General features: G+C 73.9%; 14 protein-coding genes. 6 read left to right on the forward strand and 8 right to left on the reverse strand.

Annotated elements, in window-relative coordinates:
* Positions 1–12: 12 nt before the first annotated feature.
* The 3 genes from ACGF2Y_RS17585 to ACGF2Y_RS17595 form a co-directional block, all read right to left on the reverse strand.
* A complete protein-coding gene (locus tag ACGF2Y_RS17585) occupies positions 13–1,563 on the reverse strand; it encodes a PTS transporter subunit EIIC (protein WP_392947901.1) in 1,551 nt (516 codons plus the stop codon).
* Positions 1,564–1,625: 62 nt separating this feature from the next.
* Positions 1,626–2,639 carry an N-acetylmuramic acid 6-phosphate etherase gene (gene murQ / locus ACGF2Y_RS17590; protein ID WP_392947903.1) on the reverse strand — a complete coding sequence of 338 codons (1,014 nt, stop codon included), beginning with the start codon at positions 2,637–2,639 and terminating at the stop codon, positions 1,626–1,628.
* Positions 2,640–2,704: 65 nt separating this feature from the next.
* A complete protein-coding gene (locus ACGF2Y_RS17595) occupies positions 2,705–3,622 on the reverse strand; it encodes a MurR/RpiR family transcriptional regulator (RefSeq protein ID WP_392947905.1) in 918 nt (305 codons plus the stop codon).
* A 136-nt stretch (positions 3,623–3,758) separates the two neighbouring features.
* On the opposite strand from ACGF2Y_RS17595, the gene ACGF2Y_RS17600 reads away from it, so the two are divergent.
* Together ACGF2Y_RS17600 and ACGF2Y_RS17605 are read left to right on the forward strand one after the other, a co-directional pair.
* Positions 3,759–4,127: a hypothetical protein gene (locus ACGF2Y_RS17600; protein WP_392947907.1), complete on the forward strand. Its 369-nt coding sequence runs from the start codon at positions 3,759–3,761 to the stop codon at positions 4,125–4,127.
* Positions 4,124–4,396, forward strand: a complete 273-nt coding sequence (locus ACGF2Y_RS17605) for a DUF4031 domain-containing protein (protein ID WP_392947909.1) — start codon at positions 4,124–4,126, stop codon at positions 4,394–4,396. Before ACGF2Y_RS17600 ends, ACGF2Y_RS17605 begins: the two co-directional genes overlap by 4 nt.
* Here the strand turns inward: ACGF2Y_RS17605 and ACGF2Y_RS17610 are convergent.
* The 3 genes from ACGF2Y_RS17610 to ACGF2Y_RS17620 form a co-directional block, all read right to left on the reverse strand.
* Positions 4,347–5,597, reverse strand: a complete 1,251-nt coding sequence (locus tag ACGF2Y_RS17610) for a Cmx/CmrA family chloramphenicol efflux MFS transporter (protein WP_392948207.1) — start codon at positions 5,595–5,597, stop codon at positions 4,347–4,349. The two genes, ACGF2Y_RS17605 and ACGF2Y_RS17610, sit on opposite strands and share 50 nt — an antisense overlap.
* 115 nt (positions 5,598–5,712) lie before the next feature.
* Positions 5,713–6,945: a PQQ-binding-like beta-propeller repeat protein gene (locus ACGF2Y_RS17615; RefSeq protein WP_392947911.1), complete on the reverse strand. Its 1,233-nt coding sequence runs from the start codon at positions 6,943–6,945 to the stop codon at positions 5,713–5,715.
* A 241-nt stretch (positions 6,946–7,186) separates the two neighbouring features.
* Positions 7,187–7,939 carry a hypothetical protein gene (locus tag ACGF2Y_RS17620; protein WP_392947913.1) on the reverse strand — a complete coding sequence of 251 codons (753 nt, stop codon included), beginning with the start codon at positions 7,937–7,939 and terminating at the stop codon, positions 7,187–7,189.
* Positions 7,940–8,065: 126 nt separating this feature from the next.
* Between ACGF2Y_RS17620 and ACGF2Y_RS17625 the strand changes: the two genes are divergently transcribed.
* Genes ACGF2Y_RS17625 through ACGF2Y_RS17635 form a run of 3 tightly spaced genes read left to right on the forward strand, consistent with a single transcriptional unit; the run spans position 8,066 to position 10,618 of the window.
* A complete protein-coding gene (locus ACGF2Y_RS17625) occupies positions 8,066–8,815 on the forward strand; it encodes a LamB/YcsF family protein (protein ID WP_392948210.1) in 750 nt (249 codons plus the stop codon).
* Between the two features lie 35 nt (positions 8,816–8,850).
* Positions 8,851–9,717 carry an allophanate hydrolase subunit 1 gene (locus tag ACGF2Y_RS17630; RefSeq protein ID WP_392947915.1) on the forward strand — a complete coding sequence of 289 codons (867 nt, stop codon included), beginning with the start codon at positions 8,851–8,853 and terminating at the stop codon, positions 9,715–9,717.
* Positions 9,718–9,745: 28 nt separating this feature from the next.
* Entirely contained in the window at positions 9,746–10,618 is an 873-nt protein-coding gene (locus tag ACGF2Y_RS17635; protein WP_392947917.1) for a biotin-dependent carboxyltransferase family protein, read from the forward strand.
* A gap of 49 nt (positions 10,619–10,667) precedes the next feature.
* On the opposite strand, the gene ACGF2Y_RS17640 is transcribed toward ACGF2Y_RS17635, so the two are convergent.
* A complete protein-coding gene (locus tag ACGF2Y_RS17640) occupies positions 10,668–12,992 on the reverse strand; it encodes a heavy metal translocating P-type ATPase (protein ID WP_392947919.1) in 2,325 nt (774 codons plus the stop codon).
* A gap of 238 nt (positions 12,993–13,230) precedes the next feature.
* Here ACGF2Y_RS17640 and ACGF2Y_RS17645 point away from each other — a divergent pair, with 238 nt between their 5' ends.
* Positions 13,231–13,920: a copper homeostasis protein CutC gene (locus tag ACGF2Y_RS17645; RefSeq protein WP_392947921.1), complete on the forward strand. Its 690-nt coding sequence runs from the start codon at positions 13,231–13,233 to the stop codon at positions 13,918–13,920.
* A gap of 64 nt (positions 13,921–13,984) precedes the next feature.
* Here ACGF2Y_RS17645 and ACGF2Y_RS17650 read toward each other — a convergent pair whose 3' ends face one another.
* Positions 13,985–16,060, reverse strand: coding sequence for a HelD family protein (locus ACGF2Y_RS17650; protein WP_392947923.1), 2,076 nt, complete (start codon positions 16,058–16,060; stop codon positions 13,985–13,987).
* Between the last annotated feature and the right edge of the window lie 155 nt (positions 16,061–16,215).

Here is a 16,215-nt window from a genome sequence, read left to right on the forward strand (position 1 = left end):
GGGCTCGGAGGTTCAGACTCCCGTCCGGGCCTTCGCCGGGGAGTCCGGGTCGGGGCCCCCGGGCCCGCCCGGCGCTCCCGCGTCCGGTGCCGGGTGCGTGCCGCCCGTGGCGGCGACGGTGGACGGGACCGGCTCCTGGGAGACGTTGAACTCGGTCAGCAGGTCCTTGCCGAAGCCGAAGAAGTACGTCGCGGCGAAACCGGCGACATAGCCGGTGAGCAGGCCGCCCGCGTAGACCGCGAGCGTCGGGCCCTGGCTGTGGTTGCCGTCCAGGAGCGGGAACAGGGCCCAGCCGGACGGGCCGATGGCCGTCGAGCCGACCGTGTCGCCGAGCTGGCTGAACAGACCGACGAAGCCGCCGCCGAACGCGCCGCCCACGCACGCCGTGACGAACGGGCGGCCCAGCGGCAGCGAGACGCCGTAGATCAGGGGCTCGCCGACGCCCAGCAGGCCCGCCGGGAGCGCGGACCTGATGGTGCGGCGGATCGACTCGTTGCGGGGGAGGCGGAAGTAGACGGCCGTCGCCGCGCCCACCTGGCCCGCCCCGGCCATCGCCAGGATCGGGAGCAGGACCGTGTAGCCCTGCTGCTCGATCAGCGTGGTGTGGATCGGGATCAGCGCCTGGTGCAGGCCCAGCATGACCAGGGGCAGGAACAGGCCGCCCAGCACGAAGCCCGCGCCCGCGCCGCCGTTGGCCAGCAGCCAGTTGGCGAACGTACCGATCGCGGACGACACCTCACCGGCCACGTACATCAGGCCGAAGATGGTCACCAGGCCGGAGACCAGCACCGTCAGGGTCGGGGTGACCAGGACGTCCAGCGCCTCCGGCACCCACCGGCGGCACCACTTCTCCACGTACACCGCGAGGACCGCCGCGCCCAGCGCACCGAGCACACCGCCCTGGCCGGGGGAGAGGGTCTGGCCGAAGGCGTCGATGTCCGCGACGCCCGGGAAGACGATGATCGCCGCCACCGCACCGCCCAGGACCGGCGTACCGCCGAACTCCTTCGCCGTGTTGTAGCCCACGAACACCGCGATCAGCGCCATGAAGCCGGACGCCATCGCCGCCAGCGCGGGCGTGACGGCGGGCAGCCACTCCAGGTTGATCAGCAGGCCGTTGAGGCCCGCGATGATCCCGCAGCCGATGAGAGCCGGGATCAGCGGCACGAAGATGTCGGCGATGCGGCGCAGGAACAGCTTGAACGGGGTCGCGTTCCTCGCCTTCCGCTGTGCCCTGATCGCCGCGCCCCGCACCGCCAGTTCCTCGGCCGACACGGCAGCGGGAGCCGGTGACGCCTCGCGGGCCTCCTCCACCAGCCGCTCGAACTCCGGCGTGACCCGGGCGACCGTGCCCGGACCCAGCACGATCTGGTACGTGTCGTCCTCGACGACGCCCAGCACGGCGGGCAGGGCCTTCAGCGCCTCGTCGTCGACGCGGGACCGGTCGTGCAGACCGAGGCGGAGCCGGGTCATGCAGTGGGCGATGGAGCTGACGTTCGCGGCGCCGCCGACGAGCGGAAGGATCGCGGCGGCGGTGGCGCGGTTCTTGTCTTCTGCGGCCATGGTGCAGGGTGCCTCGCTGTGCGGGGGGAGGGTGCCCGGGGATATGGGGTGCCCGGGGTGGGTCAGGTGGTGCGTACGGCCCCGAGGGCGGCGCGGAGGTGGCCGTCGGACTCGGTCAGGAGCCGGGTGGCGGTGGGGCCGTCGACCCCGCCGAGGATGGCGAGGATCGCGTGCTTCACCTCGCCGTCGGTGGCGGCGAGCGCGGCCTCGATCTCGGCGTCGGACGCGCCGGTGGCCAGGGACACGATGTGCCGGGAGCGGGCGCGCAGCTTCTCGTTGGAGGCGCGGACGTCGACCATGAGATTCCCGTACGTCTTGCCGAGCCGGATCATCGTGATCGTCGAGATCATGTTGAGGACGAGCTTCTGGGCCGTGCCCGCCTTCAGCCGGGTCGAGCCGGTGAGCAGCTCGGGGCCGGTGACGATCTCCAGGGGGTGTTCGGCGGCGGCGCCGAGCGCGGAGTCCGCGTTGCAGGAGAGCCCGATGGTCAGGGCGCCCTGCGCGCGGGCGTGCTCGACCGCGCCGATCGCGTACGGAGTGCGGCCGGAGGCGGAGATACCGACCACCGTGTCGTCGGCGCTCAGCTTCAGCGCGTCCAGGTCGGCGGCGGCCAGCTCCTTGCTGTCCTCCGCGCCCTCGACGGCCGTGACCATGGCGGAGGGGCCGCCCGCGATCAGGCCGATGACCTCGGACGGGTCGGTGTTGAACGTGGGCGGGCACTCGCTGGCGTCCAGCACCCCGAGGCGGCCCGCCGTGCCCGCGCCCGCGTAGATCAGCCGGCCGCCCCGGGCCATGCGCTCGGCGGTGGCGTCGACGGCCGCGGCGATCTGCGGCAGCCGCTCGGCGACGGCGGCCGGGACGGTGGCGTCCTCGCCGTTCATGATCCGCGCGATCTCCTGGGTGGCCAGCCGGTCGATCTCGGCCAGCTCGGGGCGGAACGCCTCGGTGGTGAGGGTGGCCAGCTGGGCGCGGAGCTCGCCGTAGCTCTCGGTGGTGCCGGTGGTGCCCGTGGTGCCGGTGGTGCCGGTGGTGTCAGGGGTGCTGGTGGTGTCAGTGGTGCCGGTGGGAGAGGTCATGGGGAGCGGCTCTGCTTTCTCGGTCGCGTACGCGTACGGGTGGTGCACGGCCCGTTCCGGGGCGGTCAGCGGCTGCGGGGGTTGTGCCGGTGGGCGAGGGCCTCGTAGGAGGCGGCCAGGGCGGGCGCGGCGGTCTCGTACGTCCGCTGCGCGACGCCTATGAACAGGCAGTCCACGACGAGCAGCTGGCTCGTGCGGCTCGACATGGCGGCGGGGCGCAGCTCGCTCTCGCGCGCGGTGGACGTGGTCAGCACATGGTCCGCGTACTGCGTTACGGGCCCGTCGGGCCGACCGGTGATCGCGATCGTGGTCGCCCCCCGGTCGAAGGCGACCCGCAGCGGTTCGATGACGTCGCCGGTGGAGCCGGAGTGCGTGATCGCGATGGCCACGTCCCCGCTGCGCAGTTGCACGGCGTTGGTCACCGCCAGGTGCGGATCCGTGTGGGCGTGGGCGATCAGGCCGATCCGGAGCAGCTTCTGCGCCAGGTCCTGACCGACGAGGGAGGACGCCCCGACGCCGTAGACGTCGATGCGACGGGCGGTGGATGCGGCGGCGACGGCGGCCCCCAGCTGTACGGTGTCGAGCCCGGCGGCCGTGTCGGCAAGGGTCTGCTGCTCGTCGTGGGCGAGCTTGGCGACCACGTCGGCGATCGGGTCGTCCACCGCGATGTCGGCGGTGACGGCGGGGGCCCGGCCGGACTCCTGGTGCGCGGCGAGGCCGGCCAGCGCGAGGCGCAGATCCCGGTAGCCGGGGTAGCCGAGGAGCCGTGCGGTGCGGACGACGGTGGCTTCGCTGGTGCCGGTGAGCTCGGCGAGACCGGTGACGGTGAGGGCGGCGCAGCCGGCCGGGTCGCCCGCCACGGCTTCGGCGACCAGCTGCATCGAACGGGTCATGGAGGGGGCGAGGGTCCGGACCTTGGCGGCGAGGGCCGCGGGGGCCGGCGGGGATTCGCCGCTGGAAATTTCCTTCACGTCACGGGTCACATCTGAAAGATATTTTCAGCCCGGGGGTCCGTCAACCCTTCTTTCCTTCTCTGGTCGCTGCCTCTGGCGGTGCCTCAGCTGCCTCTGGCGGTGACTCAGGAGGGTGGCTCCCTCGCGCCGGGCGCACAATGGGGGCATGGAGTTGAACACCCTGGAGCAGTCCCTGCACGCCGCCCGCGCGCTCGTCATGGCCGACCTGGTGGCGGGCGATGTCGCCGAGGCGGACATCGTCTCGCTGGTCGAGGACGCGGTGTCCCACCGGCGGTGGTGGGTGGAGCAGTGGCCCGAGGGCGCGGAGTTCGTGGCCGGGCTGGTCGCCCAGGACGTTCAGGACGCGCTGCTGGAGCGGTACGGGCGGTGGCCGCTGTGCCCCGTGTGCGCCGACGAGGAGCCGCACGCGCTCGACGTGGAGCCGGAGCTGGGGCCCGACCCGCACTGGGTGTGCACCAAAGCGGCCGTGGCGGTGGCGCCGGTGGGGGCGCTGGGCGGGGTGCTGCGGCGGTGACGCTCTATATCGACCCGCCCACCTGGCCCGGACACGGCCGCCTCTGGTCGCACCTGGTCAGCGATGCGTCGTTCGAGGAGCTGCACGCCTTCGCCGCCGCGATCGGCTGCCCGCCGCGCGCCTTCGAACGCGATCACTACGACGTACCGGAGTCGCACTACGCGGACGCCGTACGGGCCGGGGCGCGGGAGATCGGCTCCAAGGAGCTGGTCCGGCGCCTTACGGCCGCGGGGCTCCGGAGGCCGAAGGGGCGGCCGGCGCCGGCCTAGGGCCCGCCGCGCTCTTCGCGATCAGCCGCGAGCGCGACCGGACGCCCCCGCCACCGCCGTCGCGCTGGAGGTGCAGCGCCACCCCCACCGCCGCCAGGGCCAGGACCGTCATCGCCGCGCCCGCCCAGGCCGTGGACGCGAAGCCGAAGTCCAGGTCGATCACCGTGCCGCCGAGCCACGGGCCGCTCGTGTTGCCCAGGTTGAACGCCGCCGTCGTGGTGGCTCCGGCCAGCGTCGGGGCGGCCCCGGCCACGTTGAACATCCGGGCGTTCAGCGCGGGGGCGGTGAAGAAGGCGGACAGGCCCAGCAGGAACGCCAGCGCGACGACCGCGATCTGGCTGGAGGCGAACAGCGCCAGCGCCACCAGGAACACCGTGGACGCCGTGATTCCGCTCAGCAGCACCCCGAAGAGGTGCGCGTCCGCGACCCGGCCGCCGATCACCGTACCGATCAGCGCACCCACCCCGAACAGGCCGAGGATCCACGGCACCCAGCCCGAGCCGAGGCCCGCCACGTCCGTGAGCAGCGGCGCCAGGTAGCTGAACGCGCAGAACACCCCGCCCGCCGCGAGCGCGGTGATCACGATGGCCAGCCAGACCTGCCGGTCCCGGTAGATCGCCAGCTCCCGCTTCAGTTCGGGCTTCTTCTCGGGCAGCGGAATGTGCGGAATGCGCGTGGCGACGCCGACCAGGGCCACCGCCGATGCCGCGCCGACCGCCCAGAACGCCGAACGCCAGCCGAGGTGCTCGCCGAGGAAGGCCCCCAGCGGTACGCCCAGCACGTTCGCGACGGACAGGCCGCCGATCATCACGGCCATCGCCCGCGCCCGCGCGTTCACCGGGACCATCGCGATGGCCACGGCCGCGCCGACCGCCCAGAAGCCCGCACAGGCGAGCGCGCTCACCACCCGGGAGACGAAGAGGATCTCGTACGTCGGGGCCAGCGCACCGGCGATCTGGCCGAGGCCGAACACCGAGATCAGCGCGATCAGCGTGGTGCGGCGCGGCAGCCGCAGCGTGGCGACGGCCAGCAGCGGGGCGCCGACCACCATGCCGATCGCGAACGCGGATATGAGGAGCCCGGCCTGCGGGATCGACACGTTCATGTCGTCGGCGATCGGCGGGAGCAGGCCCGACAGCATGAACTCGCTGGTGCCGAGGGCGAAGACCGAGAGGCCGAGAATGTATACGGCCAGCGGCATGGGAGCGCGGCGGGAGGGAGAGTCGGGCATGACTCGTCCCAACGCCGGCGAACGCCCCCGCATTCCCCGCACCGGGCACCGGGGAACACGGGGGCGCGCCCGTACGACGCCCCCGTTACGCGGGAAGGGCGTGCAGCTTCTTGCCGTGCAGGGCGAAGACGCGCTTGCCGTCGGTGGCGATCAGCCACGCGTGGTAGTCGCCGGACTCGTCGTTGAACGTCCAGCGCAGGGCGCCGGTCTTCGCGTCGAAGGCGTGGACGCCGCCCTGCTTGTCCAGGCCGGTGGCCCCGTAGAGGGTGCCGCCCGCCTTGACGAACTGTCGCGGCACCTGCGCGCCCGCGTCCTTGAGGGCCGTGGACTGCCAGATCTTCTTGCCGGTCCCCGGCTCGACGGCCCACAGCGTCCGGCCGCTGTCCGCGATGTAGAGCACGTCCTCCACCAGGCTCGGCTCCCGGAAGGAGGTGTACCGCTCGGTCTCCACGGACCACTTCTCGGAACCGTCGGACAGGGCGAACGCCTGGAGCCGCTGCCCCTGCGGGACGATCACCAGGTCCTGGTGGACGGCGAAGGGGCCGTAGCTCGTCTTCGTCGTCTTGTGCGTCCACACCTGCCGGCCGGTGGCGGTGTCGCGGACGGTGAGGTTCTTCTTGAAGTCGGTGTAGACGAGGTAGCGGCCCCGCACGACGGCGTGCACACCGTTCTGCTGGGTACCGAGGTCGCGCTGCTCCTTCCAGACGACCTTGCCCGTGCCGCTGTTCAGCGCGGCGATCACGTTGGTGCGGGACGAGTGGTCGGCCTCAAGGATCTCGGCGATGACGTACACCTGCTCCGCGTCCACCGCGACCGGCCTCGGCTGCCGGTACTCCTTGCCGAGGTGGCTGCGCCAGGTCTCCTTGCCGGACGCCGGCGTGTAACCGATGACGTTGCCGTCGTACGTGCCGCTGGCCAGGTACAGGGTGCCGTCGCCGAGCAGCAGCGGCGCACCGGGGACCGCGCCGTCCGGCAGCGACCACCGCTCATCACCGCTCGCCGTGTCGAGGGCGGCGAGCGGGTCGCCGCTCGCGATCACCACACCGTCCACGGCCACGAGTTCGTCGTTGTCCCCGAAGGTCTGCGCCGACGTCGTTTTCGTCCACAGCGGCTCGGGGGCCCGGCCGTCCTCGGGCGCACGGCCGTCCTCGGTGGAAGCGCCGGGCGGCGGCGTGCTGCCGTCGCCGCCGGCCGCGAGGTCGTCGTCGCAGCCGGTCAGTCCGGCTCCGAGCGCCGCCATCGCGATTCCACCCCCGGCCAGTCGCAGAATGCGCCGCCGGGAAGATCTGCCGACCGTCGTGCCGTATCCCTTGGACATTTCGCCGTACCCCCGTGGAGTTTGTATGAGTGGAAAGTCGAACGTGAGCGAAAGATGAGCGTGAGCGGAAAGATGAGCGTGAGCGGAACGGGTTGCCTTTGCAGAGTGTGTGCATCTGCGATGGGAGACGTTAGCCGCCGCTCGGCTTCACCGGTCGGGCCAGGGCCCGACCGGGACGGCACCGTGAACGAACCGGAACATTCGCCGGCCCCGGCCCCGGCCTCTGCCCCCGGGGCTGTGGTCAGCCGGTGCCGGACGACGTCAGCAGGTCCAGTTCCGTCGCCAGGTTGTGCCGGGCCCGCGTCTCCCACTCCGCCGCGCCGTACGGGGTACGGAACAGCCGGGGCAGGTCCAGGAGTTGCCGCAGCACCGCCGCCCGGCCCTCCCGGAACGCCTCGTCCGGGACGAATCCGTACTCCTCCCTGACCTGGGCCGCGTATGCCGCGTACTCCTGCGGGCCGCCCGCCAGGATCGCGAGGTCGGCGTCGCACAGCACCTCGCCGTTGCGGTCGCCGTCCGCCGGGTCGTGCGTGACGGTGAGGCGGACCAGCCGGGCGACCTCCGCCACCGTTGCCTCCGGCACCCCCGCCTCGGGCAGCGCGCGCTCGGCGAGGGCGGCGCTGCGCTCCTCGTTCTCCGTCCGGTCGGGCCGGTACACCGCGTCGTGGAACCAGGCGGCGAGGCGTACCGCGTGCACGTCGTCGGCGTACCCGGCCAGGGCGTCGATGCCGTCCAGGACGGTGATCAGGTGGGCGGTCGTGTGGTAGCGGCGCTGCGGTTCGGCCCAGCGGGCGAGGAGGTTCTCGGCGTACGGCAGCGGATCGGGGCCGTCCGCCCCGGCGCGCGCGGCCAGCAGCGTGTCGTGCCAGCGGTCGCGGAGAGCGGCGTCGCGGGAAACGGCCTCATGGGATCGGGAAGCGGTCTCGCCGGAAGCGGTCTCGCCGGAATCGGCGTCGCGGGAAGTGGCGTCGTGCGGGCGCGGGCTGTCCGTCATGGGACGACTCTAGGGCGACGGGACGACTCCGGGGCGGGCGGCTCCAGGACGTGGGGCCGCGCCCGTCCGGCCCCCGGACCACCCCTTGTCGCCCCCGTGAACGGTCACTACCGTGCGCCCGTGATGATGGATCTCAACGCGGACCTCGGCGAGGGCTTCGGCAACTGGACCCTGACCGACGACGACGCGCTCCTCGCCTGCGTCACGAGTGCCAACGTGGCCTGCGGCTTCCACGCGGGCGACGCCTCCGTGATGCGGCGGGTCTGCGACGCGGCGGCGGCCGGCGGGGTACGGATCGGGGCGCAGGTCTCCTACCGGGACCTGGCCGGCTTCGGGCGGCGGCCGATGGACGTGCCGCCCGCCGAGCTGACCGCCGAGATCGCCTACCAGATAGGCGCGCTGCGGGTGTTCGCGGAGGCCGCCGGGTCCGCCGTCTCGTACGTCAAGCCGCACGGCGCGCTCTACAACCGGGCCGTCCGGGACGACGTCCAGGCCGCCGCCGTCATCGCGGGCGTCCGGCTCGCGGGCGGCCATCTGGCGGTGCTCGGGCTGCCCGGATCCCGGCTCCTCGCCCACGCGGCCGAGGCCGGACTGCCCGCAGTGGAGGAGGCCTTCGCCGACCGCGCGTACACCCCGCAGGGCACCCTCGTCCCGCGCGGTGAACCGGGCGCGGTGGTGCACGACCCGGACGACGTCGTACGCCGGAGCGTCGGCATGGCCGTCGAGCGGACGGTGACCGGGGTGGACGGCAGCCGGATACCCGTCTCGGCGCGCTCGCTCTGCGTCCACGGGGACACCCCGGGCGCGGCGGCCCTCGCGCGCCGGGTGCGGGCCGCGCTGGAGGAAGCGGGCGTCACGGTACGGGCGTTCGTGTGAACGGCTCAGGGGGTGCGGGCGGTGGGCGCGTTCGTGTGAACGGCGCAGGCGGTGCGGGGGAGGCGGACGTGCTCCCGGGGCAGGCACGCGTCCTGCCCGCCGGGCCGCACGCGCTGCTCGTCGAGCTGGCCGACGGCGAGCACGCCGAGGCCTTCCACGCCGAACTGCTCCGCCGCCGCGAGCGCGGTGAACTCCCCGCCGTACGCGAGATCGTCCCGGCCGCCCGTACCGTCCTGCTCGACGGGATCGCGGACCGCACGCCCGGGGCCCGGGACCGGTTCGCCCGCGACCTCGCCGCGTGGCGGGTGGCGCCGCCGCAGCGCGAGGGCCGCGACCCGGTGGAGATCCCCGTCGTCTACGACGGCCCCGACCTGGCCGAGGTCGCCGCGCTCTGGGGTGTCCCGGCCGGGGAGGTGGCCGTCCTGCACTCCCGTGCCGCGTTCCGGGTGGCGTTCTGCGGGTTCGCCCCCGGGTTCGGCTATCTCACCGGGCTGCCCGAGCGGTTGCACGTGCCCCGGCGCACGACCCCGCGCACCCGGGTACCGGCCGGGGCGGTGGCCCTCGCCGGGCCCTACACCGGGGTGTACCCGCGCCCCTCGCCCGGCGGCTGGCAGATCGTCGGGCGGATGCCGGACCCGGGGGCCCTGTGGGACCCGGCCCGGGAACCGGCGGCGCTGCTCGGGCCGGGGACACCGGTCAGGTTCGTGGCGGTGGGGGCGGAGGAAGCGGCGGCGGCTGCGGACGGCGGGGCTGCGATCCCGGCTCCTCGGGCGGAGGCTCCCCGGGCGGACGCTTCCCGCGCGGACGCTCCTGGGGCGGACGCTTCCCGCGCGCACGCACCCGGGGCGGACGCTCACCGGGCAGGCGATTTCCCGGTGCGGGATTCCCCGGTGGGGGCATGACCCCGCCCGGCCCCTCCGGGCTGGGGGCATGACCCCGCCCGCCGCCTCCCGCCTGCGCGTCGTCCGGGCCGGGGCGCTGACCACCGTGCAGGACGCGGGCCGTCCCGGCTGGGCCCACCTCGGGGTCGGGCGCGCCGGGTTCCTGGACGCGCCCGCCGCCCGGCTGGCCAACCGGCTGGTGGGCAACCCGCCGGACGCCGCCGTCCTGGAGACCACGCTCACCGGGTGCGCGGTCAGCCCGGACCGGCCGGTCGTGGCCGTCGTCGGCGGGGCGGGCTGCCGGGTGACGGTCGACGGGCGGCCGGTGGCGTGGGGCGCGCCGGTCCGTGTGCCCGCGGGCGCGGTGCTGGACGCGGGCCCCGCCGTGAGCGGCCTGCGCGGCTACCTGGCGTTCGCGGGCGCCCTGGAGCCGGAAGCGGTGCTGGGCAGCCGCTCGGCGGACCTCCTCTCGGGGCTCGGGCCCGCCCCGCTGCGCGACGGCGACGAACTCCCGCTGGGTGATCCGGCGCCGGGCGGCCCGCCGCCCGCCGGTCCCGTTCCCTGGCCGGGCGCCCCCGCCGAGCTGGTGCTCCCGGCCCACCCCGGGCCCCGCCACGACTGGTTCACCGAAGCCGCGCTCCGTACCCTCCACACCGCCGCCTACCGGGTCTCGCCGCACAGCAACCGCATCGGCCTGCGGACGGAGGGCCCGGCGCTGGAGCGGTCCCGTACGGGTGAACTGCCCAGCGAGGGCATGGTCCTGGGTGCGGTCCAGGTGCCGCCGGACGGCCGGCCCGTCGTCTTCCTCAACGACCATCCGACGACCGGCGGCTACCCGGTCGTCGGCATCGTCGCCGGACGGGCCATCGCCGCGGCGGCGCAGGCGGTACCGGGGACCCGGCTGCGTTTCGTACGCGCCTGAGCGCGGCGGGACCGGAGGGTCCCGCCGCGCTCAGGCCGGGCCTGGGGCCTCACGCGCCCTTGAAGGTGCGCAGCCGCAGGGAGTTGCCGACCACGAAGACGGAGGAGAAGGCCATCGCGGCTCCGGCGATCATCGGGTTGAGGAGTCCGGCGGCGGCCAGCGGGAGGGCCGCGATGTTGTAGGCGAAGGCCCAGAAGAGGTTGGTGCGGATGGTGGAGAGGGTGCGGCGGGAGAGGCGGATCGCGTCGGCGGCGGCGTTGAGGTCGCCGCGGACAAGGGTGAGGTCGCCCGCCTCGATGGCGGCGTCGGTGCCGGTGCCCATCGCGAGACCGAGGTCGGCCTGGGCGAGGGCGGCGGCGTCGTTGACCCCGTCCCCGACCATCGCGACCGAACGGCCCTCGGCCTGAAGGCGCTTGACCACGTCGACCTTGTCCTGCGGCATGACCTCCGCGTACACCTCGTCGATGCCGACCTCGGCGGCGACCGACTCCGCCACGGCCCGGTTGTCGCCGGTGAGGAGGATCGGGGTCAGGCCGAGGGCGCGGAGCCGGCGGACGGCCTCGGCGCTGGTGTCCTTCACCGCGTCGGCGACCTCCAGCACCGCGCGCGCCTCGCCGTCCCAGGCGACGGTGATCGCGGTGCGCCCGGCGGCCTCCGCGGTCCTCTTCGCCTCGGCGAGGCGGTCGGGGAGAGGGATCTCCCACTCGGCCAGGAGCTGTTCCCGTCCGACGAGGACGGCGTGGCCCTCGACGACGCCCTGGACGCCGAGTCCGGGGATGTTCTGGAAGTCCTCGGGGGTGGGGAGCGGCCCGGTGGCGTCGGTCGCGGCGGCGGCGACGGCCTGGGCGATGGGGTGTTCGGAGGCGTTCTCCAGTGCTCCGGCCAGCCGCAGCACTTCCTTCTCGTCGGTTCCGGCGGCGGTGTGGGTGCTCCGGAGGGTCATGCGGCCGGTGGTGACGGTGCCGGTCTTGTCGAGGACGATGGTGTCGGCGCGGCGGGTGGTCTCCAGGACCTCGGGGCCCTTGATGAGGATGCCGAGCTGTGCGCCGCGTCCGGTGCCGACCATGAGGGCGGTCGGGGTGGCGAGGCCGAGGGCGCAGGGGCAGGCGATGATGAGGACGGCGACGGCCGCGGTGAAGGCGGCGGTGAGTCCGGCGCCGGTGCCGAGCCAGAAGCCGAGGGTGGCCAGGGCGAGGACGATGACGACGGGGACGAAGACGGCGCTGATGCGGTCGGCGAGGCGCTGGGCGGAGGCCTTGCCGTTCTGGGCGTCTTCGACGAGGCGGGCCATGCGGGCGAGCTGGGTGTCGGCGCCGACGCGGGTGGCCTCGACGACGAGGCGGCCGCCGGCGTTGAGGGTGGCTCCGGTGACGGTGTCGCCGACGGTGACCTCGACGGGTACGGACTCGCCGGTGAGCATCGAGGCGTCCACGGCGGACGATCCCTCGACCACGGTCCCGTCCGTGGCGATCTTCTCCCCGGGACGCACCAGGAAACGGTCCCCGACCTGCAACGCGGCGGTCGGGATCGTCGTCCCGACGCCGTCGCGCAGGACCGTGACCTCCTTCGCCCCCAGCTCCATCAGCGCCTTCAGCGCCGCTCCGGCCTTCCGCTTCGAACGGACCTCGAAGTAGCGCCCGGCGAGGATGAACGCCGTCACCCCCGCCGCGGCCTCCAGATAGATGTTCCCGGCGCCGTCGCCGCGGGCGATGGTCAGCTCGAAGGGGTGCGTCATCCCGGCCATGCCCGCGGTCCCGAAGAACAGCGCCCACAACGACCACAGGAACGCGGCCGACGTGCCGAGGGAGATCAGCGTGTCCATCGTCGCCGCGCCGTGCTTCGCGTTGGTCCAGGCGGCGCGGTGGAACGGCCAGCCGGCGTAGGTGACGACCGGCGCGGCCAGTGTCAGGGAGAGCCACTGCCAGTTGTCGAACTGGAGCGCCGGGACCATCGCCATCGCGATCACCGGGACGGCGAGGAGGACGGCGGTGACCAGGCGCTGGCGCAGGGTCGTGAGCCCGTCGTCGTCCGTGCCCTCCGCCGCCGGGCCTGCCGTGTCCGTACCCCTGCTCCCGGGGACGGAAGTGGGTGCGGGCGGCGCCGGCGGAGCGGGCGGCCGGGCGGTGTAGCCGGTGGCCTCGACGGTCGCGATCAGGTCGTCGAGGGATACGTCGGCGCCCTGGTAGGTGACCTTCGCCTTCTCGGTGGCGTAGTTCACCGTGGCCTCGACGCCGTCCATCCGGTTGAGCTTCTTCTCGATGCGGGCCGCGCACGAGGCGCAGGTCATCCCGCCGATCGCGAGCTCGACAGCGGCGGTGCCGACGTCGGCATCGGTGCCGGTGCCGGTGCCGGTGGTGGCGGAGTGCGCGGACACGGGGTCCTCCCTGAAGCTGTCCGAATACCCCTAGGGGGTATCTCTTTCTCTCTCCATGTATACCCCCGACCCCTATGAAGCGCAAGGCGTGGCGAAGGCGCCCGCCACTCGTTTGCGGGGTCGGCTCGCGCGTCACCGCGGCCGTGCGTTCAGATAGAGGGCTGCGCTGCCCGTCGACCGCCCCGTAGGCTGGCCATTGGACTAGACCTATAGCTGTGTATCGGAGGAATGGGGACCCATGAGCAACCGTGCAGTCCTGGAGGTGATCGCTCTTGACGCGGAGGACGCGGTCGCTGCCCAGGCCGGTGGTGCAGACCGCCTCGAACTGGTCACCGACATGGCCGCCGACGGTCTGACGCCGTCGCGGGAGACCTTCGCGGCGATCCGGACCGCCGTGGACATCCCGCTGCGCGTGATGCTCAGGGTGGCGGACGGCTTCGCCGCCGGCGACATCGACGTACTCGTCGGCAAGGCCCGCGAGATGCGGGAGGCGGGGGCCGACGAGTTCGTGCTCGGTTTCCTCGACGGGAAGGGCCACGCCGACCTCGTCGCCGTCGAACGGCTCGTCGCCGAGCTGGACGGCTGCCGGTGGACGTTCCACCGGGCGATCGACCGGGCCGCCGACCGCGACGCCCTGCGCAAGCAGCTCGCGGACCTGCCCGGCCTCGACACCTTCCTCACGGCGGGTTCGCCCGCCGGGGTGGACGCCGGCATCCCGACCCTCCTGGCCGAGGCGGCCCGTACCGGCGAGCCGGGCTACGAGGCGCAGGTCCTGGTCGGCGGCGGCCTCCACCTGCACCACCTGCCCCGGCTGCGGGCGGGCGGGATCGACGCGGTCCACATCGGCGGTGCGGCCCGGCCCGGAGGCTGGTCGGCCCCGGTGGACGCGGCAGCGGTACGGGAGTGGCGCGAGGCGCTGGACGCCTGAGCAAGGGGGGCCGGGGCGGGGCGGGCCGGGGGCCGGGACTCCCCGCCCGCCCCACCTGCCTGTCCTACGGCTCCAGCGCCTCCGGCAACGGGGCCGCGTGCAGCACCGTGAGCCCGGAGACCGCACGGGTCAGCGCCACGTACAGCCGCCGCAGCCCGGTCCGCTCGTCCGGCTCGCCGTCGACCACGGCCGCCGGTTCGTCGAGCACCACGTAGTCGTACTCCAGGCCCTTGGCGAGCGACGCGGGCACCAGCGTCAGCCGGGACGCGGCGGTCGTCTCCTCACCGGGGGAGAGACACGCGTGGCCCGCCGCCGTCAGGGCCGCGCCCAGCGCCGGGATCCGGGCGTCGGCGGCGATCAGCCCGATCGACCCCTCGTGGCGCAACGACTCCTCGCAGGCGGAGACGACGGCGGAGTCCAGCGCTTCCGCCCCGGGAACCTCCCGTACGACCAGCGAACCGGGCGACTCACGTACCGACTCCACCGCCGCGAGCCCCGGCGAGATCACGGGCAGCAGCCGGGAGGCGTACGCGATGACCTCGCGCGGCACCCGGAAGCCCGCGGTCAGCTCCTCCACCACCGCGTCCGCCTTGCCCAGATGGAACAGGGCCTCGCTCCAGCTCTCGGTGGACCACGGGGTCGTGCCCTGCGCGAGATCGCCGAGAACGGTGGCCGAACCGGTCGAGCACCGCCGCCCCACCGCCCGGTACTGCATCGGGGACAGGTCCTGCGCCTCGTCGAGCACCACATGGCCGAGCGAGTGCGTACGGGCGATCAGGTCGCCCGCCTCGTCGATCAGCACGGCGTCCGCCGCCGACCACCTGGCGGACCTCACACTGCGGGCGGGCTTCGCCCACAGCAGCCGCTTCTGCTCGTCCTCGCTCAGCAGACCCTCCGCGTGCGCGGCCAGGAACTCCGCGTCCGAGAGCAGCCGCAGCACCAGCTTCGCCGGATCGACGGCGGGCCAGACCGCCTTCACGGCGGCCTTCACCGCGGGATTCCGGGCGACCGCGTTCTGCACCCGGTCGTCGGGCGCCTCCCCGGCCTCCTCCATCCGTACGAGGACGGCGTGCGCGATCCGCTGCGGCAGCGCCTCGTGCGCGGCCCCGTACCGCATGTCGCGGTCCAGCAGCTCGTCGACCATCTCCTGGACCTCGTACGCGGGCACGCGCCAGCGCCGGGAGCCGCGCACCACGACGACGGACTCGGTGGGGGCGCTCACATGGGAGCGGATGGCCCGCCGCAGCACCTCGGCCATGCGGGCGTCGCCCTTGACGACGGCGGTGGCCGCCTCGTCCTCGCCCCGGACCTCGACGCCGGTGCGCACCAGGTCGTCGACGGTGGCCTGCTGCACCGCCAGCTCGCCCAGGGCGGGGAGGACCTGCTCGATGTAGTGCAGGAAGGAACGGTTCGGCCCGATGACGAGGGTGCCGGTGCGGGCGAGCCGCTCGCGGTGCGCGTACAGGAGGTACGCCACCCGGTGCAGGCCGACGGCGGTCTTCCCGGTGCCGGGCCCGCCCTGCACGCAGACCGTGCCGCCGAGACCGCTGCGGACGATCTCGTCCTGCTCCGGCTGGATGGTGGCGACGATGTCACGCATCGGGCCGACGCGCGGCCGCTCGATCTCCGCCTGGAGCAGCCGGCTGGTCTGCGCCGCCTCGTGCGGATCGGTGAGGTGCTCGTCCTCGTACGCGGTCAGCTCGCCGCTCGTGTAACCGAAGCGTCGGCGCAGCCCCACGTCCTGGGGGTTCTTCCGGGACGCCTGGTAGTACGGCTGGGAGACCGGCGCACGCCAGTCGATGACCATGGGGTCGCCGGCGGCGTCGTGGACGTGCCGGCGCCCGATGTAGAACCGCTCGCCCGCCGCTCCCTCGGCCTGCTCGCCGCCGACGGCGTGCAGATAGTCGAGGCGGCCGAAGAACAGCGGGGTGTGGGAGAGGTCGGCGAGCGCCTTGATGCGGTCGTCGATCTGGGACTGGAGCACGGCGGCGTTGACCCAGTTCGCGGTGACATCGCGGATGTCGAGGGCCTGGACGTCCTCACGCATCCCGCGGAGGGCGGCGCGGGACGCGGCGAGGTGGGCACGCTCGCGCGCCAGGGGGTCGGTGGTGGAATCGCTCTCTGCTACGTGCGCGGGCACGGTGTTGCCTCCGGCTCTTCAACGACTCTTCGACGGCTCGTCGACGACTCTTCGACGGCTGTCCGACGCAGGACGGCGGACCGCGCGCCGCGGCCGGCTGCGGCCGGAGCAGGGCGGGTCCGCTCGGAAGGTTCGATCGCGTGTGTCGGCCGGTT

It is taken from the genome of Streptomyces sp. NPDC048142 (assembly GCF_043202835.1).
In the GTDB taxonomy this organism is placed as follows: Bacteria; Actinomycetota; Actinomycetes; order Streptomycetales; family Streptomycetaceae; genus Streptomyces.